Here is a 21,075-nt window from a genome sequence, read left to right as displayed (position 1 = left end):
GGCGCGGCCGGTCCTGATGCTGGCCCTGGACAACTGCGGCGTGATCGAGTCCATGACGGCGTCCGTCGCGCGGGAACTGAACAGGCGGGCGGGGATCGACCGGGAACGCATCGTCCTGTGCTATACCCACACCCACAACGCACCCATGCTTACGGGCGCGGCGCCCATGCTGTTCAGTACGGATATCCCGGCGGCACACCAGCGGCATATCGACCGCTATACCGGGGAAGTGTCGGAGCGGCTCGTGGAGGTGGGACTGCGTGCGTTGTCGGACCGGCAACCGTCCCGCTTGAGTTACAGCGAGGGGCACGCCGGGTTCGCGGTGAACCGCCGCGTGCAGATCGGGCCCGTGGACCCCGTGATGCCCATGATACGGGTCGACGATCCGGAAGGAAACCTGAGGGCGGTATGGGTCAGCTATGCCTGCCACTGCACGACATTCGGCCCCGCGGACAACTTCATGTGCGGCGACTGGGCGGGATTCGCGGCCGAGAGGATCAGGCGGAACCACCCGAAGGCCGTTGCCCTGGTCACCATCGGGTGCGCCGCCAACGCGAATCCCTTTCCCCGCACGGGTCTTTCCTTTTCCCGGCGTCACGGTGGAGATATCGCGTGGGAAGTGGACCGCCTGCTCGGGATCACCGGACGTAACCTGCCGGGACGTATTCGGTGCCGCCTGGTCCACGCCTCGCTGCCCTACGACACCTTGCCAACCCGCGAGGCCTGGACGGCCGCAGCAGAGAAACCAGACATCACGGGCTTCCACGCACGGAAGTGGATCGCCCGCATGGACAGCGGCGAAGCCGTCCCGGAAGCGCTCAACTATCCGGTGCAGGGCTGGTCGTTCGGAGACGAACTCGCCATCGTCTTCCTGGCGGGGGAGGTCGTCGCGGACTACGCCTTCAGACTGAGGCGCATGTACGATCCCGCCAGGTTGTGGATCGGCGCGTACGCCAACGACTTCCCCGGTTACATACCCTCCCGGCGGATCTGGAAGGAGGGCGGGTACGAAGGCGGCGACGCCAACGTGTATTTCGGATTGCCCAATCGCTTCGCCGGCGACGTGGAAGAACGCGTCGTCGAAGCGGCGCAGCGGGTGATTCCGGAAACGTTCAGGCGGCCACGGTCCAACGGAGATTGACGCCACCCGCTCCGGCCATGCCTGCGGCCGCACGCTTCGACTATTGCTGAGGCCGCACGTTTCCCGGTCAGGCCCGGCTCTAGATTCCCTTGGGCGCCCGGGCCACGGAAGCCTCCCGCCGCGCCAGTTCCGCGTGCCGCTTTTCGAAGGCGGAACTGCTATCGTCTTCGATCACTTCGAGGTGCACCCCCGTTTCGAATCCGGGCAGATTCCCCTTGTAGAACTCGGGCTGGTAGATGCTCTCGTCGGTGTACTCCCAGACCCGTTGCTTTCCCGCGAGGCCGGGCCAGACCACGCGCAGGATCCGCTTCTTGCTCCGGTAGCGCTGTACCGCCGTGGGTTCGTCGTCGTCGACGGCATAGGTTTCAATGGCCTTCTCGTCGACCTCCACGCCGAGACCGGGCTTGTCCGGCACGTCCATGTATCCGTCCACCACCTCGATCCGTTCGGTCAGCAGGTCGGTCTGCCAGAGTTCGTGGCAGGTGATGTAGGGCAGCTGGGCGTGGGACAGCACCGAACCGATGTGGGCGGCGAAAGTCGTGGTCAGTCCGGCCCCCACCATCTGCAGCCAGAAGGGCTTGTTCAACGCGGCCGCCATGATGCCCTGGCGCATCGTCCCCGAGGCGCCGCCGCCGACCACGAACCCGTCGCTGACCTCCGCCTGCCAGACGTCGTCGCCGAAGTGTTCCACGATGGGCTTCTGGATGCGTTCCCGGAGCATCTGCGCGCCTTTGAGGTCTTTCCGCAGGTAGAAGGGACTTTCGTACATGCCCACGTTCACCCGCTGGTCGAGCTGGGACAGGATCTGCTCCGCTTTCGCCTGGGTGAGGAGAAAACCGTTGAAATCCACGTCGAACCGGTAGTCGACCGGGACGACCTCGCTCACCGCGTCGATCTGGGCGATGATGTCTCGCCAGGGCCGCGCCTTCATCTTGAAGGACGTGTAGCCACGCTGCAGGGACTCCTCCGCCTCCTTGACCCAGTCTTCGGGTGCCATGTCGATATCCCACCACGAAAGGGGGCAGCGGTCCCGCAGCTTGTTGCCCAGCAGGGCGTGTACGGGCACTCCGGCGTCCTTCCCGCACAAGTCGAAAACGGCGATCTGCGGTCCGAATCCGATCTCATCGTCCCACATGAGGGTCCAGGGGTCCTTACCGACCAGGTCGGCGGTATCCGAAGCGCCGTGGCCGTCGGTGATGCTGACCAGGCCGTTGTCGGTCTCCAGCCTGTACACCCAGACGCGCTCGTTATGGGTGTTCGCCCGGGCCATGGCGTGATCGACGTGCGGGGCGTAGAACGGCACGTTCAGGGCCGTTCGTTCGGCGTGCGTGATCTTCATGGAATCCTCCTGCGGTGGAAAGTGTCGGTAGGGTCGGGATGGGCGTGAAGTCTATATTACTAAGGCGGGTGCCAGAAAATGCAATCCATTTATAAACACTGGCCTTGCCTCGGTTTTTCGATCTGGTTACATTCCATTCAGGACGGCTCCAGATCGCTTACCTGGTTAAACAGAGGACCATTTGAAACTCGAAAGTCGGGTCGCTATCGTCACGGGCGGCAGTTCCGGTATTGGCCGAGGTATATCCATCGAACTGGCCAGGGAAGGGGCTCGCGTCGTGGTCTGCGACCTCGTCGAACGTCCGAAGCCTGGCAAGTACCATGACCAGGACGTGACGTCGCCTACCGTGGAGGCCTTGAACAAGATAGGTGCCGACGGCCTATTCGTGCAGGCCGACGTGTCGGACGAAAGGGCTGTGGGCCGCCTGGTGGACCGGACGCTGGAGGCCTTTGGCGGCCTGGACATTCTGGTCAACAACGCGGGGATTTTCGCCCTGGGCGACAGCCAGACGACCCCAATCGAAACGTGGGACCGCATCATGGGCGTGAACCTGCGGGCCCTGTTCCTGACTACGCGCGCCGCCGTGCCGCACCTGAAGGCATCCCGCGCGGGACGGATCATCAACATCGCTTCCGTGCACGCCTTTCACGGCGGCGGCGGTCCGGCGTACGCGCCGGCCAAGGCCGGTGTCGTCAACCTCACGCGGGACACGGCGGTCGAACTGGCGTCGCTCGGCATCACCGCCAATACGATCTGCCCGGGCTATATCGAGACGCCCATCCAGGACTACCTGACCGAAGACCAGGTCGCCGAGGCGCTGGAGAAGACTCCCCTGCCCCGACTGGGGCTGCCGAAGGACATCGGCCGGGCCTGCGTGTTCTTCGCGTCGGACGACGCCGAGTGGATCACTGGAACGGCCCTGCCCGTGGACGGCGGCTGGCTGGCTCCGATCTGGTAAACGACCGGACAGGACTACGTTCAAATGGAGAAACTTTTTGCCATAACCGGCGGTATCTTGGCGCTCCTGGGCGTGGTCGCCGGGGCCTTCGGCGCCCATGGCCTGAAGGACCGGATCTCGCCGGAAATGCTGGAGATCTTTGAGACCGCCGTCCGGTACCAGATGTATCACGCCTTCGGCCTGCTCTTCGCGGCCTGGGCGGTTTCGCGCTGGCCGGGTGCGATCCCGCCGGCGGCGGGATGGTCGTTCATCGCGGGTACGGTGCTGTTCTCCGGCAGCCTGTACGTATTGAGTTTCACGGGCATCCGGTGGCTGGGCGCCGTGACCCCACTGGGCGGGGTGGCGTTCATCGTCGGCTGGCTGCTCCTGGTCTACGGTATATATCGGGCTTGAATCGACAGGGAATCGAATGCGCGTCGTAACCGGAATCATCGCCCACGAGACGAGCACGTTCACGACCGTGGAAACCACCCGGAGGAATTACCAGGAACGGTATGGCGGCCTGCGGGGCACCGACATTCTCAAGGCGTTCAGGGGCGCGAACAAACCCACGGGCGGCTTCATCGAAGGCGCGGAAGCACACGGGTTCGAACTGATCCCCACGATCGTGGCCGAACCCCATCCTAGCGGTCCCACGCCGCGAGCGCTTTTCGACGAGATCGTCGACGAGATGCTGGAGGGTTTTCGCAACGCGGGGCCCATAGACGGCGTGCTGCTCGAACTGCACGGCGCCATGGTGGCCGAGGGCATCGACGATGGCGAAGGGTACATCCTCTCCGCCGTCCGGGACCTCGTCGGGGACGTGCCCATCGTAGGGCAGCTCGATATCCACTCCAACATGACGCCGCTGATGATCGAGCAGGCCGACGTGCTGATCGGCCGGGAGTCCTACCCCGAGGTGGACATGGCGCCCCGGGGGCGGGAATGCGCCGATGTGCTCGTACGGATCCTGAAGGAGGGCTTGCGGCCCACCATGGCACTGCACCAGATCCCCATGGCCTGGGGCATGAACCAGGTGACGGCCCATTCGCCCATGAAGGAGGCGATCGACTACCTCCATGAAATCGAATCGAGGCCCGGGGTCGTCTGCGGATCGATCGCCACCTGTTTCCCGCTGGCGGACATACCCCACATGGGGGCGTCCGTGTATATCGTGACGGACGACGATCGGGAGATGGCCCAGCGCTATGCCGATGAACTGGGCGCCTGGCTGTACGACCGGCGGGCCGACTGGCATTACCCCATGCCGTCGACGAGGGAGACGCTGGAGCGGGTCCACGAGGATGGCCTGTACCCGGCCGTGCTGGCGGACCGCAACGACAATACGGGCGGCGGCTCGCCGGGTGACAGCACGGCCATGCTGCGCACGTTCATCGAGGCCGGACTCGAAGACGCCTGCGTCCTGTACATCGTCGACCCCGAGGCGGTGGACCGGTGCATGGACGCCGGCGTGGGTGCCACGGTTACGCTGGACGTCGGGGGGAAGTCCACGCCGCTGCAGGGTCAGCCGGTGACCATGACGGCGGAGGTGCTGGCCCTGTCGGACGGCAGGTTCCGCTACCACGGCCCCATGCTCGCCGGCCTGGAGGGTACGATGGGACCGTCGGCTCATATCCGGCAGGAAGGCATACACGTCATTCTCGTGAACGAGCGCGAACAGCCTTTCGATACGGCGTTTTCGGAATCTCTCGGTCTGGACCCCAGGGAGATGCGTTACATCGGCGTCAAGTCGTCGGCCCACTTCCGGGCCGGATTCGAACCGTGGGCGGGTGCGATCCACGTGGTCACGGAACCGGGCGTCCATGACGCCGGCGTGGTCGCCTATCACCGCCTCGGCAGGAAACTATATCCGCTGGACGGTACGCAGGGCTGACCGGAACTCGACATGAATACCGCGACCGAAAAAATCGATTCCGCTTCGATCTGGTTCGATCACCAGACACTGATCCGGAACGTGGACGTCCTGCTCACGGTCTACGACCAGGCCGCGCAGGGCGTGCTGGACCTGGCGAACAGCGAGGGTTACTTCGAAGGCGTCGATCCGGAACTGCTGAAGTGGCCGCCTTCGCGGACGCCCGGTGGAACGATAGGACTGGAGGGACTGGGCTACCGCGCGAAGCTGATCGGCGCGATATACGAAGGGGTTCCCCGCCTTCGCGACCAGCGCATGGGCGAGGCTTACGACCAGTTCCGGCGGGTCGCCCCCGATTACTACCAGTCGGTTCAGTTGTACGCCCGCGTGAGGGAGCAGTTCCTGCAGCAGGACCCGAACGCCACCGCCCAGTTCCTCGAACTGTACCAGACGGTCTATGTCGAAGCGCTCCGGGCGAGTAACGTGTTCACCCCGGACGAGGGCGAGGCCGCCCTGGCCGGGGCCAGGCTGTCCCGCGTGCCCCTGTCTCACGCCCAGCCTGTCGCCGAGAAGCTCAAGGACATCGTGCCGGAGGACGACCCCATCTGGCAGGCTACCTATCCCTGCACGCTCGACGGCAGGGAAACCCGCTCCACGCTGAGAGAGATATTCCACAACACCGCGCAGAAAACGCTCGAATACCTGGCCGCCGGCGAACTGCTCGCCGTCCGCTACAATACCTATACCAATTTCGCCTGGTTCGGCTGCGCGGTATGGAAGATCATCAGCGACGCCGAACTGCTGGCCGAGTTCTGCCGCCGGCACGTCCCGAGCAAGTACATCCAGCGCAAGATCGACGGCATCCAGGAGGATATCCTGCTCGGCCAGGCCATGATGGTGGAGTTCTTCCAGGCGCACCAGGAGAACCCCGCGCAGCTCAAGCCTACCGGATACTGGTACGGCCATCACTATACGAGCCTGACCCGGGACATGATCGACCTGACCCATGCCCTGATGGACAAGTGCAACCTGGTCATCTACCGGATCAACCAGCACATGAAGGACCATGAGGAGGAGAGAGCGAGAATCCCCGACGAACTCGCCTCCATGCTGGACCCCATGGTGGTGCCGCCCCTGCTGGACCGGACCGCCGCGGGCCACTTCCTGGAGTATCCGCATGTGGGGCGCAACGCCCGGTATTCGCCCGTCAAGCGCGCCACGAAGCTCTCCCGCTGGATCGGCGCTTCCTGGCGGTACGTCAGGAACAAGCTCGCCATCGAGGAGGAGATCCTGGACGAGCGGGAGCAGCTCGATGCGGCCTGGCACAACAGTCTCACCTGGGCAGACAGGACCCTGAAGATCTTCGGCATTACGGTCAAGGTCCACGTCGATCCCATGGTCGGCGAACTGGCCCGCGTGCTCAAGCTGCACGAGGGGGGGTACAAGGTCCTCTTCTTCCCGACCCACCAGAGCGTCTTCGACCATCCCGTCATGTACAAGGTACTGCAGTCCCGCGTGCTGCTGGACGCCCTGGGCTGGGAAGACTCCCGTCCCTGCACCATCCTGTCCAGATCGGGGCTGACGGAGTACGTGACCTTGCGCCTGGGATCCTGGAGCACGACCCTTTTCGGCGTGAACGCCGCGGAATTCGACCGTCTGCTCGAGGAAGTCGACGGTTACGTGGTCCTGCCCCGCGCGGGAGACACCAACAACGCGACCCAGCGATTCGCCGGACTGCTGGAAAAACGACCGGGCATCATCTACGCCGCGGGGACCACGGCGGCTTTCGACATCCAGTCCATACCCCTGCAGCACGGACTTTTCAGCAAGATTCCGCCCGACGTGGTCATCATCCCCATGGCCTTCAGGGGCATCCATTCCATCTGGCCCAAGTGTCCGAGACGGAACATTCGCATAAACCCGGGCCAGGTCGAAGTCGTGGTGGCGCCGCCCATGATGGGAGAGACCACGCTGTTCCCCCGGCGCCGATCCTTAAGGCCACAGATTGAACCGGCGGCGCTTTTCCAGGCCGTGCAACTCGTTCACCTGCTCAATCCGAATCACCGGCCCTAGCCGCCGCTGAATCCATTCACGCACCAACCGGGCATACCCACCATGAACCCGATAAGAACGCTCAAACGCCTCCTGCTGGCCTGCGGACTGGCCTGCGGGCTGGCCTGGCCGGGCGCGGACGCCGCGGCATCCCGGGTCGACGTCATCTCGCTCACCGGACCGATCGGACCGGTCAGCGTCCAGCACGTTTCCACCGCGCTCGAACGGGCCGAAAACGACCGGTCGGAATGCCTGGTGATCATGCTCGACACGCCAGGCGGGCTTCTCGAGTCCACCCAGTTGATCATCAAGGACATGCTCGCTTCCAACGTGCCGGTCGTGGTCTACGTGGCGCCCAGCGGCGCGGGCGCCGGGTCCGCGGGCGTCTTTATCACCATGAGCGCCCACGTCGCCGCCATGGCGCCGGGCACGAGTATCGGCGCGGCCAGCCCGGTGGGCATCGGCGGCGCGGTCGCGGACTCGACCATGCAGGAGAAGGTCGAGAACTTCTCCGTGAGTTATATCCGGTCCATCGCCGAAAAGCACGGCCGAAACGCGGACTGGGCGGAACTGGCGGTGCGGAAGGCCGAGGCACTGACCGACCGGGAAGCCGTGGAGCAGAACGTCGTGGACCTGAACGTCGCCACGCTGGACTCCCTGCTCATTCGGATCGACGGCACCGTGGTCGAAGTCCGCGAAGGAAGCCGGGTGTTGCGCACGAAGGACGCCGAGGTGAGTATTCGCGAAATGAGCTGGCATCACCGGGTACTGAGCGTGCTTTCCAATCCCAACATAGCCTATCTCCTGATGATGCTCGGGTTCTACGGGCTCATCTACGAGTTCATCAACCCCGGGGCCATCTTCCCCGGCGTAGTGGGCGGCATGTGCATTGTCATCGGGCTTTTCGCCCTGCAGACGCTGCCCATCAACTACGCGGGGCTTTTGCTGCTTATGCTTGGATTGGGATTATTCGTCACGGAACTGTTCGTGGCCAGCGGGGGCCTCCTGACCCTCGGCGGCGCCGTCTCCTTCACGATCGGTTCGATGATGCTCATCGATTCGCCCGATCCCTATCTCCGCATTTCCCTGTATGCCATCATTCCGGCCGTGATCGCGACCGCGGCCTTCACGCTTTTCGCCGTGGGCTACGCGCTGAAGGCCCAGAAGCGGCGCACGACCACGGGCAGCCAGGGACTGATCGGCGAGACCGGCCGCGCGCACGCGGCCGTGGACAGCCGGAACGGCAAAGTGTTCGTACACGGTGAATACTGGTTCGCCACGAGCGAAACGCCAATCGAGCCCGAAACGCCGATTCGGGTAGTGGAGGTCAATGGTCTGCGACTCAAGGTGGAAAGCCTGGATTCAGGCACGGACGCAACGTAACAAGGGGGGACGCCCATGTTCTTTGACGGATTTCAGCTGTCTACGATCGTAATCATCCTGATCCTCATCGTACTCTTCACCAACGCGGTCAAGATACTCCGCGAATACGAGCGGGGTGTAATATTCCGGCTGGGCCGGCTTTCCAAGGCCCTTATCGGGAAGAACGGACCGGGTATCATTATCCTGATCCCCGGCATCGACAAAATGGAGAAGGTCAGCCTGCGCACCGTGACCAAGGACGTGCCGGCCCAGGACGTGATCACCCGGGACAACGTGTCCATCAAGGTGAACGCGGTGATCTATTTCCGGGTCATCGACCCCGAACGGGCGATCACCGAGGTGGAGGATTTTCTGCAGGCGACCCACCAGCTGGCCCAGACCTCGTTGCGGAGCGTACTCGGACAGGTAGAACTGGACGATCTCCTGTCCAACCGGGACAAGATCAACGAGGATCTGCAGATCCTGCTGGACCAGCAGACCGAACCCTGGGGCATCAAAGTGTCCATGGTCGTCATTAAGAACGTCGACCTGCCCATCGAGATGCAGCGGGCCATGGCCAAGCAGGCGGAAGCGGAGCGGGAACGCCGGGCCAAGGTCATCAACGCCCTGGGCGAGCAGCAGGCCGCGGAAAAACTCTCCGAGGCCGCCCACGTCATGGGCACCCATCCCGTCGCCGTGCAGTTGCGTTACCTCCAGACCCTTTCGGTCGTGGCGGCGGAGAACAACTCCACCACGCTGTTCCCCGTTCCCATCGACCTTTTCAAGCCTTTCGTGGACGCGATGAAACCGGCGGTTTCGGTCGGCTCACCGGTGACGGATTCCGGCGCACAGGAGCCGGCCGGCTCACCAGATTCGGGCGGCGCGGCGAATCCGGGTTCAGGCGCGGCGGAGCGTCCGGGCGAGGAGGCGCGATAGCTTACGAGATCGCCTGATCGAAATCCGACTGAATCGGTCAACACGCAATGTTTCCAATGACCCGCAGAAAGGATGATGCGATGACCGATTTACAGGGAGTAACACCGATCAGGGACTGGCCGGAGGACGAAAAGCCCAGGGAGCGTCTGCTCAAGTACGGCATACACACACTGTCGGACACGGAATTGATCGCGCTGCTCCTGCGCACGGGAAACGGCGCGGGGGGCAGAGACGTCATTGAAATCTCCAGGGAACTCCTGCAGCACTTCGGCGGCCTGCGCCACCTTGCCACCCGGGAATTGAGCGAGTTGTGCCAGGTGTCGGGTGTGGGACCCGTCAAGGCCGCCCAGATCGCCTCCGCCATCGAAATCGGCCGCCGGCTCGAAGCGCAGGACATGGATAAGAAGTCCTTCATTTCGAGCACGGACGTGGCGCGCTACTTCATGCCGCGGCTTCGGGACCTGCGCAAGGAGATCTTCATGGTCCTGATGCTCGACGCGCGCAACTGCCTGATCCGCGGCGTGACCGTGTCGGTGGGCAGTCTTACAGCGAGCATCGTCCATCCCCGCGAAGTATTCAAACCCGCCATCCTCGACTCGGCCGCCTCGGTGATCTTCGTACACAACCATCCCAGCGGCGATCCCACGCCGAGCCAGGACGACCTCAAGATCACCGCCCAGCTTGTCGACGCGGGCCAGATGATCGACATCAAGGTGCTGGACCACATCATCATCGGGCGAAAGTCCTTTACCAGCCTGGCCGGCAAGGGTTTAATATAGCGGCCAGCCTGGCCAGCCTGGTTAGCCTGGTCAGCCTGGTGCGCATATCACCCGGAGGATGGTGTGGCATCTTCGAACAACGAACGGATCAGGATCGGCTTCGTCGGCGCGGGATTCATGGGTCAACTGGTCCACCTGCCCAATTTCACGGAGATGGCCGGTTGCGAGGTGGTCGCCCTGGCCGACCGCAGGCCCCGGCTGGCGCGGTTGGTGGCTGACCGATTCGGGGTCACGAAAACCTGCGACTCCCACGAGGAACTCTGCGCAGACCCGGCAATCGACGCCATTGTGCAGATCACTTCGGACGACGCCCACGCACCGGTTTCCATCGACGCGCTGAACGCGGGCAAGCACGTCTATCTCGAGAAGCCCATAGCGACCAACCTGGCCGATGCCCGCCGCATGGTCGAAGCCGCCGATCGCAACGAACGCCAGCTGATGGTCGGGTACATGAAACGCTTCGATACCGGCGTTGAACTGGCCCGTTCGATCATCGAAGAATTGACCTCATCCGGCGAAATCGGGGCGATCACCCACGCCAGGGGCCACTGCTTCGCCGGAGACTGGATCTGCAACGCCGGAACGCCGATCCGAACGGACGAGAGCTACCCGGAAGTCGAGCCGCGGCCCCCGGATTGGCTGGAGCAGGAACGCGTCCGCGAGATCTACAGCCTGAACAACCTGTATTGCCACAACATCAATCTGATGCGCTACCTGCTGGGCGAGGTCCGGGTACTGAATTACGCGGCCCTTGACGGCCCGACCAAATTGATGGTATTCACCATGGACGGCTTTAACACGGTGCTGGAACTGGGACGCCTGACGGCGAATTTCTGGGACGAGGGCGTCAAGGTGTATTTCGAAGACGGATGGGTGGAGGTCCTTACGCCGCCCCCGCTGCTCAGGAACGTGCCGGCCCGGGTCTCGGTCTACCAGGCGGGTGACGTACAGGAGCACGCCCAGCCGCAGGCGCCGAGGGACTGGGCGTTCCGCCGGGCGAATGCCCACTTCCTGGATTGCATACGGTCCGGCGACCCGGTCCGTTCCTCCGGGGCGGACTCCATCCGCGACCAGGAACTGCTGGAAGAAGCGTTCAGGCGGTTTTAGAAAGGAGCACATGCCCAAGATGATGGAACCATCCGAAATCAAAAACGCGCTGGAAGCGTGCCGAAGCCAGTTGTCCTATCTCTGGAGGGGTCTTTGACATAGAGAACCGGCAGGCGGAGACGGCCCGGCTCGAAGGTGTCACGGGCGAACCGGACTTCTGGAACAACCAGGCCAGGGCCCAGACGGTCAGCCGGCAGATCAGCGATCATAAGAAGATCATCGATGGCTGGAACGAGATGGGCAGCCAGGCAGAGGACCTGGAAACCCTCTTCGAAATGGCCGTAGAGGAGGACGACCGGGACGCTTTCGACGAAATAGAAGAAGGGGTCCGGTCGCTGCAGGGCCTCCTGGAGGCGGCGACGCTGCAGAGCATGCTGTCGGCCCCCGACGACACGAAGAACGCCATCGTTTCCATTCACCCCGGGGCGGGCGGTACCGAGTCCCAGGACTGGGCGGAGATGCTCATGCGCATGTACCTGCGCTGGATGGAATCCCGGGACTACGCCTTCGATACCCTGGACCTGCAGCCGGGCGAGGAAGCCGGCATCAAGAGCGTATCCATCGAAGTCTCGGGCGAATACGCCTACGGGTACCTCAAGGCGGAAGCCGGCGTCCACCGCCTCGTGCGCATCTCCCCCTTCGACTCGAACCACCGGCGGCACACCTCTTTCGCCTCGGTTTCCGTGTTGCCCGAAATCGACGATCCGGGCGATATCGATTTAAGCGAGACGGACCTGGAGATCGACGTCTACCGGGCGAGCGGCGCCGGTGGCCAGCACGTGAACAAGACCTCTTCGGCCGTACGCATAACCCACCGGCCTTCCGGCATCGTCGTGCAGTGCCAGTCCGAGCGATCCCAGCACCGCAACCGGGAAAGCGCCATGAAGGTGCTCATGTCCCGCCTCTATCAGCAACGGCAGGATGAGATCCGGGAGAAAAGGGAACGTCTGGAAGGCGACAAGAAGGACATCGCATGGGGCAGCCAGATCCGATCCTACGTGTTCCACCCCTACACCATGGTAAAGGACCACCGGACAGGAACGGAAATCGGCAATATCCAGTCCGTGATGAACGGCGGGATCGATGCCTTCATCGAGGCCTATCTCCGTGGTGGCGACTCCGAGCAAAGTGGCTGAAACCGCCCCGGCGCGTTTGCCGCCCGCCCCGGTCCCGCGCACGGCCATCCGCATGCCGCCCGCCCCGGTCCCGCACCCTGTTCCGGAAGTCCTTTTTCGTTGACAGGAAGGCCCGTCGCGCCTATATTCCGGTGCCCGTCCGGCCAGGCCGGCGGCGCATCGATCAATCCGCAGCGCGCCTCTACCGGGGTCCGCCACCAACCATGAAGTCCTTCGGAGCAAACGGGTGAGCAGCCCGATCGAATTCAACCGACAACGGTACAGCAAGCTCGAAGAGATCCGCGCGCGCGGCATCGATCCGTACCCCGTCCGCTACGACGTAACCCATCCCGCCCAGTCCATCCTCGATCAGGCAGAAGCGCTGATCGAATCCGCCGAGCCCGTTTCGGTAGCGGGAAGGATCACGTCCAAGCGGGGCCACGGCAAGTCCGGCTTCTCCCACCTGCTCGATCGCACCGGCCGTATCCAGATATACGTCCGGCTCGACCGCGTCGGACCGGACGCCTACGAGGTCTACGACCAGTTGATCGAGGTCGGGGACTACCTGGGCGTAAATGGCACCGTCTTCACCACCCGGACCGGTGAAACCACCGTCATGGCGAACGAACTGACGCTGCTGTCCAAGTCCCTGCGCGCCTTGCCCGAGAAGTGGCACGGTCTCCGGGATATCGAGACGAGATACCGGCAGCGCTACGTCGACCTGATCATCAATCCCGGGGTCAAGGAAGTCTTCCTCAAGCGCTCGCACCTCATCCGGTCCATCCAGCGGTTCATGGACGGAGAAGGTTTCGTCGAAGTCGAAACGCCGATCCTGCAGCCCCTGTACGGCGGCGCGCTGGCCCGTCCCTTCAAGACCCACCACCAGGCACTGGACATGCCGCTTTACATGCGCATCGCCGATGAACTCTACCTCAAGCGGCTGATCGTCGGCGGCATGGAGCGCGTGTATGAAATCGGGCATGATTTTCGTAACGAGGGGATCGACCGCACGCACAACCCCGAATTCACCATGCTGGAGTTTTACATCGCCTACGTCGATTACCAGTACGTCATGGATCTGGTGGAGCGCCTCTTCGTCGCGGTCTTCGAGGAGGTGAACGGCACGCTGGAGCACACCTACCAGGACCAGGCCATCGATCTGAGCCCGCCCTGGCCGAGGATACCCATGCTCGACGCCATCCGCGAATACAGCGGTATCGACGTCGCCGGCCTTTCGACCGGGGAACTCGCCGCGGTCTGCGGCGAACGGGGACTGGCTGTGGACACCGGCCTGGGCCGGGGCCGGATGATCGACGAACTCTTCGAGCACTTCGTGCAGGACCGCCTGGTGAATCCGACCTTCATCACGGATTACCCCGTGGAGATCTCCCCCCTGGCCAAGCGCCGCCAGGACGATCCCGACCTGACCGAACGGTTCGAACTCTTCATCTGCGGTAGCGAGTTCGCCAACGCATTCACCGAATTGAACGACCCGGTGGACCAGCGCCGCCGGTTCGAGGAGCAAGTGGAAATGCATAGGAAGGGCGACGGGGAGGCCCACACCATGGACGAAGACTTCCTGCGCGCCATGGAATACGGCATGCCGCCCACCGGGGGATGTGGCATCGGCATCGACCGGTTGGCCATGCTGGTTACCGACTCGGCCAACATCAAGGACGTGCTCCTCTTTCCCCACCTGCGCAGGGAAATCTTCGAAGGCGGCCCCGGCGGCCCGGACGAAATGGATGAGGCCGAGGTCGACGCGGAAGACGGCCCCGACGAAGCGGATGGCCGGCCGGCCCGCGCGTCGGGCGCACAGGATGCCGAATAGTGCCGCGCAAACGATGGTCATACGAATGGTTCATCGCCCTGAGATACCTGCGCTCCAAGCGGCAGAACCGGTTCGTCTCCCTCATCACGTACATATCCGTGGGCGGCGTGCTCGTGGGCGTTGCCGCCCTCGTCATCGTCCTCTCGCTGTTCAACGGATTTGAAAGCGAAGTCCGGGAACGGATTATAGGAGAGCGCGCGCATATCAACGTGTATTCGCTGCTCGGCGATGGTTCGATTTCCGAATACGATCCGTTGATCGACGTCATCCTGTCGGTGGACGAGGTGGTCTCGGCCGCGCCATACGTGCTGGAGAAAGCCGTCTGCGCACCGGTGCCCACGACGCGAAATGCCGCGGCAGGCGTCATTGTGCACGGGCTGGACATCGCATCGGGCCGCCTGGCCACGAACCTCGAGCAAAATATCGCCTTCGGCGCCCTGGACCTGACGGCCGCGCCCGATCCGGCCAATCCGGACGGACGACCGCTGCCCGGGATCGTCCTGGGCCGAGGCCTCGCGGACCAGCTGGGGATCGTCGTCGGCGAAAGGGTGGCCCTGGGCAACATCCAGGGTTTCTCGCTGACCTCGGCGCTCACGCCGTACATCCGGCCCTACAGGGTCACGGGCATTTCGGAAACCGGTTTCTACGAGTATGACGCCTCCTCCGCCTATGTCTCCCTGGACGAGTCCCAGAAGCTGTTCAAACTCGGAAGCGATATAAACGGCATTGCCGTCCGGGTTGCCGACCGGGACCAGGCGGGTCGTATCTCCGAAGAGATCGAGTCCGCGCTGAACCGCTACGTGGAGGAGACCGCCGAATCCCCTGTTGCGTCAAGCCCGTCCGTAGCGTATTTTACGGTAGACTGGATGCAGCGGCACAAGGGCCTGTTCCGGTGGATGACGCTCGAGAAATGGGGCTCCTTCGCCATTCTCAACCTGATCATCCTGGTGGCCGCTTTCAACATCGCCAGCACCCTGATCATGGTCGTGCTGGAGAAGACCCGGGACATCGGCATTCTGAAGTCCATGGGAGCCACCGCCGCCAGCATCACCAGGGTGTTTATCATCCAGGGTTCCGTGGTAGGCATCCTGGGCACCCTGCTCGGTTGCGTGATCGGCTACGTGCTCTGCTGGACGCAGCGCACTTTCGAGTTCATCGCGCTGCCGCCGGACATCTATCTGATCGACGCGCTGCCCGTGCGGGTCGACCCGCTGGATTTCGCAAGTGTCGCCCTGGGATCCATGCTGATCTGCGTGGTGGCCGCTGTCTATCCGGCCCGGAAGGCCGCCGGCCTGGTGCCGGTCGAGGCGATCAGGCACGAATAGTGAACACGATGAACGCGCCGCGGGACGCTGGAGGTGGACTGGAAGCCAGGGGTATGGCCTACGAACCGCCCATAGCGGACGACAGCCGGACCGATGAAGTACTGAGCGCAAGGAGCCTGACCAGGGATTTCCTCTCAGGCACCGGCCGGCTCGAGATCCTGAAGGGCATCGACATCGATATCCGCCGCGGGCAGATCGTGGCGATCCACGGCGCGTCGGGCGCGGGCAAAAGCACCCTGCTGCATATCCTGGGTACGCTGGACCGGCCCACTTCCGGCCAGGTCTTCATCGGCGAAACGAACGCGTTCGACCTGCCGGAAGACCGGCTGGCGGAGTTCCGCAACCGGTCCGTGGGGTTTGTCTTCCAGGCCCATCACCTGCTCCCCGAGTTCTCGGCGCTGGAAAACGTGATGATGCCGTTGCTGGTGGGAAGATGGGACTGGGACACGGCACGCGATCGGGCCCGAGGCCTGCTCGCGGAGGTGGGACTGGAGGCGCGTCTCGACCACAAGCCGGTCGCGCTGTCCGGCGGAGAACAGCAGCGGGTCGCCGTGGCCCGGGCCCTGGTAGGTCGGCCCCATATCGTGCTGGCGGACGAGCCGTCCGGCAACCTGGACCGCGGGAACGGGGAAGCGTTGCTGGACCTGATGTGGGATATGTCCCGCAGGCACGGACAGGCCTTCGTCGTCGTGACCCATGACGAGGACCTTGGCCGCCGCGCGGACTGCGCATTCAGGCTGGAAGACGGCCTGTTGAATGCCGTTGCGGCCTAGGACGGGACCAGGAAAGGTGCCTGGGTTGGCGGTTTGTGAGGTCGAAAGCGGCGGGCTGTGAGAGCCCCCGGCATGGCGACCAGAGGTTCTTCGGAGATGAAAACGACGTCCTGTTCACAATGCGGCCTGTCCGTGGCGGAATTCGGCGAATCGGGACAGTTGGGATGCGCCGCATGTTATCGCGCCTTCAAGGAGACGCTTGTCCCGCTCTTCAAGCAGATACACGGCAATGAGTTCCACCGGGGCAAGGTCCCCGTGTCCGATCCGTCCCGGCAGAAGATACGACGCGAACTGATCGACCTCAGGCGGGCCCTGAAGAAGGCCGTCGGCCGTGAAGCCTACGAACAGGCAGCGGACCTGCGGGACCGCATCAAAGAACTCGAACGCGGCTCGGACCTGCACCAGGTAGCCCATGGATAGCAGCATGGACAGGCGTATGGATACCGGAATGGAAAACCTGTACACGGAACTGCTGGTCGACGTGCCGCAGTGGTGCGTGCCCGAGGGCGAGACGGCGGACCTGGTGATCAGCAGCCGGGCCCGTCTTGCGCGGAACCTGACCACCCTGCCCTTCGTGCACCGTTCGATCAAGAACGAGCGGTTCCGCGTGATCGAACAGGTGGAAAATGCCGTCCAGCAAAGCGAAAACGTGGCGCGGTCGGTGTACCTTTCGCTGCTGGACACGTCGGAGCTGGACCGCGGGGTACTGGTGGAAAGGCGGTTGATCAGCCCGTCGCTGGCGGAGGGAACGCGGCCTGCCGGCGTGTTCATCGGTCCCGGAGAAACCTTCAGCCTCATGGTGAACGAGGAAGACCACCTGCGTCTCCAGACCATAAAGGGCGGCCTGCAGGTGCGCGCCGCCTGGCAGGAAGCGGACAAAATCGATACCGAACTGAGCAAAACACTTGATTTTGCCTTCTCGGATGAGTTTGGTTATCTAACGTCCTGTCCCAGCAACACGGGCACCGGAATGCGGCTGTCGGTGTTGATGCATCTGCCGGGTTTGACCCTGGCGGACCAGATGGCGTCCCTGGGATGCGCCATGGAGGAAATCGGATTCACGGTGCGGGGACTGCATGGCGAAGGCACCGGGCGGTCGGGCAACATGTACCAGGTGTCCAATCAGTGCACCCTGGGACACGCCGAGGAGGAGATCGTCGACCGGCTCGATCGCGTATCGCGACAGCTGGCCGCCTTCGAGGAAAGAGCCTGCGACGCCCTGGCAAGCAGGGCGAAACGCCAGACGGAGGACAGGGTAGCCCGGGCATACGGCCTGCTTAAGCATGTCCGGCTGCTTGGCGAGATGGAAGCGCTGGATGCCCTGTCCATGCTCAGGATGGGCACGTTTATGGAGCTCTGCCAGGGCATGGAGACCAGTGCATTCAACCAGTTGATGATCGCGATACAGCCCGCGCACATCCGGATGACCTCGGGCCGGGAAATGACGGCGGAGGAACTGGACGAGCGCCGCGCGGAGCTGGTCAGGGAACACCTGAGGTTCTAAAGAAAGACGGCGAACACACTCCGGCCAGGGGTTTCGACCCCGGATCATGAAGGGAGGGATGCTCGAGATGCCCCAGGGAAACAACAATAAGTTTACGGAACGGTTCAAGCGGGTGATGCACATCGCCCGGGAAGAAGCCGCCCGACTGCAGCACGACTACATCGCCACGGAACATCTGCTGCTGGCCTTCATCCGGGATGGGGAAGGGACCGCGGCCGCCATGCTGCGCAATATGGGCATCGACCTCGAAGACCTCCGGCAGTCCATCGAAGAGGCCACGGTATCCCAGTCGAGTGCGCTTACGATCGGCCAGGTGCCCTTTACGCCAAGGGCGAAACAGGCCCTGGAGATCGCCGCGCACGAAGCCAACAACATGAAATCGAAATACGTGGGGACCGAGCACCTGCTGCTTGCGCTGGTCCGTGACAAGCAGGGGATCGCCTCCCAGATCCTTTCGACCTACGACGTGACGTTCGAGAAAATCAAGGAAGAGATCCAGAACATCCAGAGCGACCGTTCGGTGACCAAAAAGGACGCCCAACGGAGCCGGACGCCCTTCCTGGATCATTTCGGCCGCGACCTCACCGAAATGGCGCGCGGCGGCAAGCTCGATCCGGTCATCGGCCGCGACAAGGAAATCGAACGGGTCACCCAGGTCCTCAGCCGGCGGAAGAAGAACAACCCGGCGCTGATCGGCGAGCCCGGCGTGGGCAAGACCGCCATCGCCGAAGGGCTCGCGCAGCGCATCGTGCAGCGCAGCGTCCCCCAGATCCTGGAGAACAAGCGCGTCGTGACGCTGGACATGGCCTCGATCGTGGCCGGGACCAAGTACCGCGGACAGTTCGAAGACCGGCTGAAGTCCATCATGGCCGAGATCACCAAGTCGGACGAGGTGATCATCTTCATCGACGAGCTTCATTCGATCGTCGGGGCGGGCGGCGCCGAGGGCAGTCTCGACGCGTCCAACATCTTCAAGCCGGCCCTCGCCCGGGGCGAACTGCAGTGCATCGGCGCCACTACGCTTGACGAGTACCGCAAGCACATCGAAAAGGACGGCGCGCTCGAACGCCGGTTCCAGAAGGTGATCGTGGACCAGCCGAGTATCGAGGAAACCATCGACATGCTGAAGGGGCTGCGCAGTCGATTCGAGGAATACCATCACGTCAAGTATACGGACGACGCCCTCGAGTTCGCCGTGAAGCAGTCCGACAGGTACATCAAGGACCGCTTCCTCCCGGACAAGGCCATCGACATCATCGACGAGGCGGGATCCAAGGCGCAGCTGTCCAAGATGACGGTCCCCGAGGAGATCCGGGAGATCGAGGAACAGCTCCAGGCCATTCAGGAAAAGAAGGTGGAGGCCGCCCAGCAGCAGGAGTTCGAACGCGCGGCCGCGCTGCGGGACCGCCAGGAGGAGTTGCAGCGCGAGTACGACGAGGCGTTCATGGCCTGGCGTGAACGGGTATCCGACCAGGTGGTGACCGTCACAGAGAACGACATGGCGCAGATCATCTCCAGCATGACGGGCATTCCCATGTTCCGGCTCGAGGAACAGGAATCGAAGAGCCTGCTGCGCATGGAGGACGAGCTGAAGAAACGGATCATCGGCCAGGACATGGCCATCCAGGTGCTGAGCAAGGCCATCCGGCGTTCGCGTTCCGGGCTGAAGAACCCCAACCGGCCCATTGGATCGTTTCTCTTCCTCGGGCCGACCGGCGTGGGCAAGACGGAACTGGCCAAAATCCTGGCCTCATTCCTCTTCCAGGACAGCGACGCCCTGATCTTCATCGACATGTCCGAATACATGGAGAAGTTCAACGTCTCCCGTCTGATCGGCGCGCCGCCGGGTTACGTGGGATTCAACGAAGGCGGGCACCTGTCGGAGAAGGTGCGGCGCAAACCCTATTCCGTCATACTGCTGGACGAGGTGGAAAAGGCCCATCCGGACGTATTCAATATTCTCCTTCAGATCCTGGACGAGGGCACGCTGACCGACAGCAACGGCCGCCGGGTTGACTTCCGCAACACCATTATCATCATGACTTCCAACCTCGGCACCCGGGACATCAACAAGGCCGGAGGCCTGGGCTTCCAGCAGGACGCCAGGGTCGATTACGAAAAGATGGAAGCCACGGTGAAGGATGAGGTGAAGAAACTGTTCAATCCAGAGTTTCTGAACCGCCTCGACGAATCGGTGGTCTTCCGCCAGTTGAACCCGTCCGATATCTCCCGGATCATCGATCTGCAGCTCAAGGAAATCAACGAAAGGATGAGCGAGCGGGGCATCCGCATTTCATTGACGCAGAGCGCGCGGGAACTGTTGTCCGAAAAGGGATACGACCCGGTCTACAACGCCCGGTTCATGAACCAGACCATCCAGCGCATGCTCGAGGATCCGCTAGCGGAAGAGCTGCTCAAGGGCAAGTTCGGCGACGGCGATGAAATCAGGGTCGGCAAGAAGGGCGAAAACCTGACGTTCTACAAGGCCGAGACCGCCGATTCCGGTAAAGCGCCCGTCCTCACCGAGTCGGAAGCCTGAAAGCCCCCGTGACGGACCGAGTCCGTCCAGCCATGTCCGGTTGAGACCCTCGGACGGGAACCCGCGATGTGGGACGCGCGTAGAATCGACAGCCGGTTCGCTTGCGTCGAGTTCACGTCGATAGCCGGCTTCTGCCGAATGATTACCTGCATGGACGGGGAAGTTGCCTTAGTGTCTTCAAAGTCATCCATGTACCTAAAACCCTTCCTAGTTCTGATCCTGACGGGCGGGATTCTTGCCTCCGCGTCCGTGAGTCCCCGGCAAGTCTTCGGACAACAGCAGCAGCCTTTGATCGCCGAGGTGCGTATCGAGGGCCACGCCAACGTGGATGAACCCCTCATCCGGTCGATGACCGTGCTGAAAGCGGGTAACCCGTACAATCCCCGGGACGGCGCCACCACGATCAAGCAGCTGTACCGGCTGGGTTTGTTCGAGGACATTCGCATCTACGTCGGCGGAGGC

Annotated in this window: 18 protein-coding genes; 17 read left to right on the top strand and 1 reads right to left on the bottom strand. The window is 63.1% G+C overall.

The genetic code is table 11. The annotated features are described in order from the left end of the window. Window positions 1–1,141 (top strand): dehydrogenase (locus OXH56_15940; protein ID MCY3556801.1); only part of this gene is annotated, 1,141 nt, incomplete at its 5' end. Between the two features lie 79 nt (window positions 1,142–1,220). On the opposite strand, the gene OXH56_15935 is transcribed toward OXH56_15940, so the two are convergent. Next, complete coding sequence (locus tag OXH56_15935; protein MCY3556800.1) at window positions 1,221–2,480, bottom strand: enolase; 1,260 nt, start codon at window positions 2,478–2,480, stop codon at window positions 1,221–1,223. A 181-nt stretch (window positions 2,481–2,661) separates the two neighbouring features. On the opposite strand from OXH56_15935, the gene OXH56_15930 reads away from it, so the two are divergent. The 16 genes from OXH56_15930 to OXH56_15855 form a co-directional block, all read left to right on the top strand. Next, complete coding sequence (locus tag OXH56_15930) at window positions 2,662–3,438, top strand: glucose 1-dehydrogenase (protein MCY3556799.1); 777 nt, start codon at window positions 2,662–2,664, stop codon at window positions 3,436–3,438. Between the two features lie 24 nt (window positions 3,439–3,462). Next, window positions 3,463–3,831, top strand: coding sequence for a DUF423 domain-containing protein (locus OXH56_15925; protein ID MCY3556798.1), 369 nt, complete (start codon window positions 3,463–3,465; stop codon window positions 3,829–3,831). Window positions 3,832–3,847: 16 nt separating this feature from the next. Continuing rightward, on the top strand, window positions 3,848–5,311 hold the full coding sequence (locus tag OXH56_15920) for a M81 family metallopeptidase (GenBank protein ID MCY3556797.1): 1,464 nt from the start codon (window positions 3,848–3,850) through the stop codon (window positions 5,309–5,311). A 12-nt stretch (window positions 5,312–5,323) separates the two neighbouring features. Next, window positions 5,324–7,363 carry a hypothetical protein gene (locus OXH56_15915; protein ID MCY3556796.1) on the top strand — a complete coding sequence of 680 codons (2,040 nt, stop codon included), beginning with the start codon at window positions 5,324–5,326 and terminating at the stop codon, window positions 7,361–7,363. A 42-nt stretch (window positions 7,364–7,405) separates the two neighbouring features. After that, window positions 7,406–8,725 carry a nodulation protein NfeD gene (locus tag OXH56_15910; protein ID MCY3556795.1) on the top strand — a complete coding sequence of 440 codons (1,320 nt, stop codon included), beginning with the start codon at window positions 7,406–7,408 and terminating at the stop codon, window positions 8,723–8,725. 15 nt (window positions 8,726–8,740) lie between these two features. Then, window positions 8,741–9,640 carry a slipin family protein gene (locus tag OXH56_15905; protein ID MCY3556794.1) on the top strand — a complete coding sequence of 300 codons (900 nt, stop codon included), beginning with the start codon at window positions 8,741–8,743 and terminating at the stop codon, window positions 9,638–9,640. A gap of 80 nt (window positions 9,641–9,720) precedes the next feature. Beyond that, on the top strand, window positions 9,721–10,419 hold the full coding sequence (gene radC, locus OXH56_15900; GenBank protein MCY3556793.1) for a DNA repair protein RadC: 699 nt from the start codon (window positions 9,721–9,723) through the stop codon (window positions 10,417–10,419). 63 nt (window positions 10,420–10,482) lie between these two features. Beyond that, the gene (locus OXH56_15895) at window positions 10,483–11,526 is read left to right on the top strand and encodes a Gfo/Idh/MocA family oxidoreductase (protein ID MCY3556792.1); all 1,044 of its coding nucleotides are present in this window, start codon (window positions 10,483–10,485) and stop codon (window positions 11,524–11,526) included. A gap of 10 nt (window positions 11,527–11,536) precedes the next feature. After that, window positions 11,537–12,662, top strand: a protein-coding gene (prfB, locus tag OXH56_15890; protein ID MCY3556791.1) for a peptide chain release factor 2 whose coding sequence is annotated in 2 segments (ribosomal slippage) — window positions 11,537–11,620 and window positions 11,622–12,662 — 1,125 coding nt in all. Because the reading frame shifts where the segments join, the coding sequence is not laid out codon by codon here. Window positions 12,663–12,888: 226 nt separating this feature from the next. After that, window positions 12,889–14,472 (top strand): lysine--tRNA ligase, encoded by a 1,584-nt coding sequence (lysS, locus tag OXH56_15885; GenBank protein ID MCY3556790.1) that lies wholly within the window; start codon window positions 12,889–12,891, stop codon window positions 14,470–14,472. Further along, window positions 14,472–15,797 carry an ABC transporter permease gene (locus tag OXH56_15880; GenBank protein ID MCY3556789.1) on the top strand — a complete coding sequence of 442 codons (1,326 nt, stop codon included), beginning with the start codon at window positions 14,472–14,474 and terminating at the stop codon, window positions 15,795–15,797. The genes lysS and OXH56_15880 overlap by 1 nt, the downstream gene beginning before the upstream one ends. Next, complete coding sequence (locus OXH56_15875; protein MCY3556788.1) at window positions 15,797–16,570, top strand: ABC transporter ATP-binding protein; 774 nt, start codon at window positions 15,797–15,799, stop codon at window positions 16,568–16,570. The genes OXH56_15880 and OXH56_15875 overlap by 1 nt, the downstream gene beginning before the upstream one ends. Before the next feature lie 72 nt (window positions 16,571–16,642). After that, window positions 16,643–16,990, top strand: a complete 348-nt coding sequence (locus OXH56_15870; protein ID MCY3556787.1) for a UvrB/UvrC motif-containing protein — start codon at window positions 16,643–16,645, stop codon at window positions 16,988–16,990. Between the two features lie 4 nt (window positions 16,991–16,994). Next, on the top strand, window positions 16,995–18,074 hold the full coding sequence (locus tag OXH56_15865) for a protein arginine kinase (GenBank protein MCY3556786.1): 1,080 nt from the start codon (window positions 16,995–16,997) through the stop codon (window positions 18,072–18,074). Window positions 18,075–18,120: 46 nt separating this feature from the next. After that, window positions 18,121–20,613 (top strand): ATP-dependent Clp protease ATP-binding subunit, encoded by a 2,493-nt coding sequence (locus OXH56_15860; protein MCY3556785.1) that lies wholly within the window; start codon window positions 18,121–18,123, stop codon window positions 20,611–20,613. A gap of 171 nt (window positions 20,614–20,784) precedes the next feature. Further along, the coding region (locus OXH56_15855; protein ID MCY3556784.1) for a hypothetical protein at window positions 20,785–21,075 on the top strand (291 nt) is incomplete at its 3' end.

The organism is Gemmatimonadota bacterium (assembly GCA_026702745.1).
Taxonomy (GTDB): Bacteria; JAAXHH01; JAAXHH01; order JAAXHH01; family JAAXHH01; genus JAAXHH01.
Note: the sequence above shows the minus strand (reverse complement) of the source record. Positions and strands in the feature narration are given on the sequence as shown.

What these genes read in the sequence shown, in the direction of transcription:
- OXH56_15935 (MCY3556800.1), bottom strand. Translation starts at nt 2,480, where the DNA reads ATGAAGATCACGCACGCCGAACGAACGGCCCTGAACGTGCCGTTCTAC.
- OXH56_15925 (MCY3556798.1), top strand. Translation starts at nt 3,463, where the DNA reads ATGGAGAAACTTTTTGCCATAACCGGCGGTATCTTGGCGCTCCTGGGC.
- OXH56_15920 (MCY3556797.1), top strand. Translation starts at nt 3,848, where the DNA reads ATGCGCGTCGTAACCGGAATCATCGCCCACGAGACGAGCACGTTCACG.
- OXH56_15915 (MCY3556796.1), top strand. Translation starts at nt 5,324, where the DNA reads ATGAATACCGCGACCGAAAAAATCGATTCCGCTTCGATCTGGTTCGAT.
- OXH56_15910 (MCY3556795.1), top strand. Translation starts at nt 7,406, where the DNA reads ATGAACCCGATAAGAACGCTCAAACGCCTCCTGCTGGCCTGCGGACTG.
- OXH56_15905 (MCY3556794.1), top strand. Translation starts at nt 8,741, where the DNA reads ATGTTCTTTGACGGATTTCAGCTGTCTACGATCGTAATCATCCTGATC.
- radC (MCY3556793.1), top strand. Translation starts at nt 9,721, where the DNA reads ATGACCGATTTACAGGGAGTAACACCGATCAGGGACTGGCCGGAGGAC.
- OXH56_15870 (MCY3556787.1), top strand. Translation starts at nt 16,643, where the DNA reads ATGGCGACCAGAGGTTCTTCGGAGATGAAAACGACGTCCTGTTCACAA.
- OXH56_15865 (MCY3556786.1), top strand. Translation starts at nt 16,995, where the DNA reads ATGGACAGGCGTATGGATACCGGAATGGAAAACCTGTACACGGAACTG.
- OXH56_15860 (MCY3556785.1), top strand. Translation starts at nt 18,121, where the DNA reads ATGAAGGGAGGGATGCTCGAGATGCCCCAGGGAAACAACAATAAGTTT.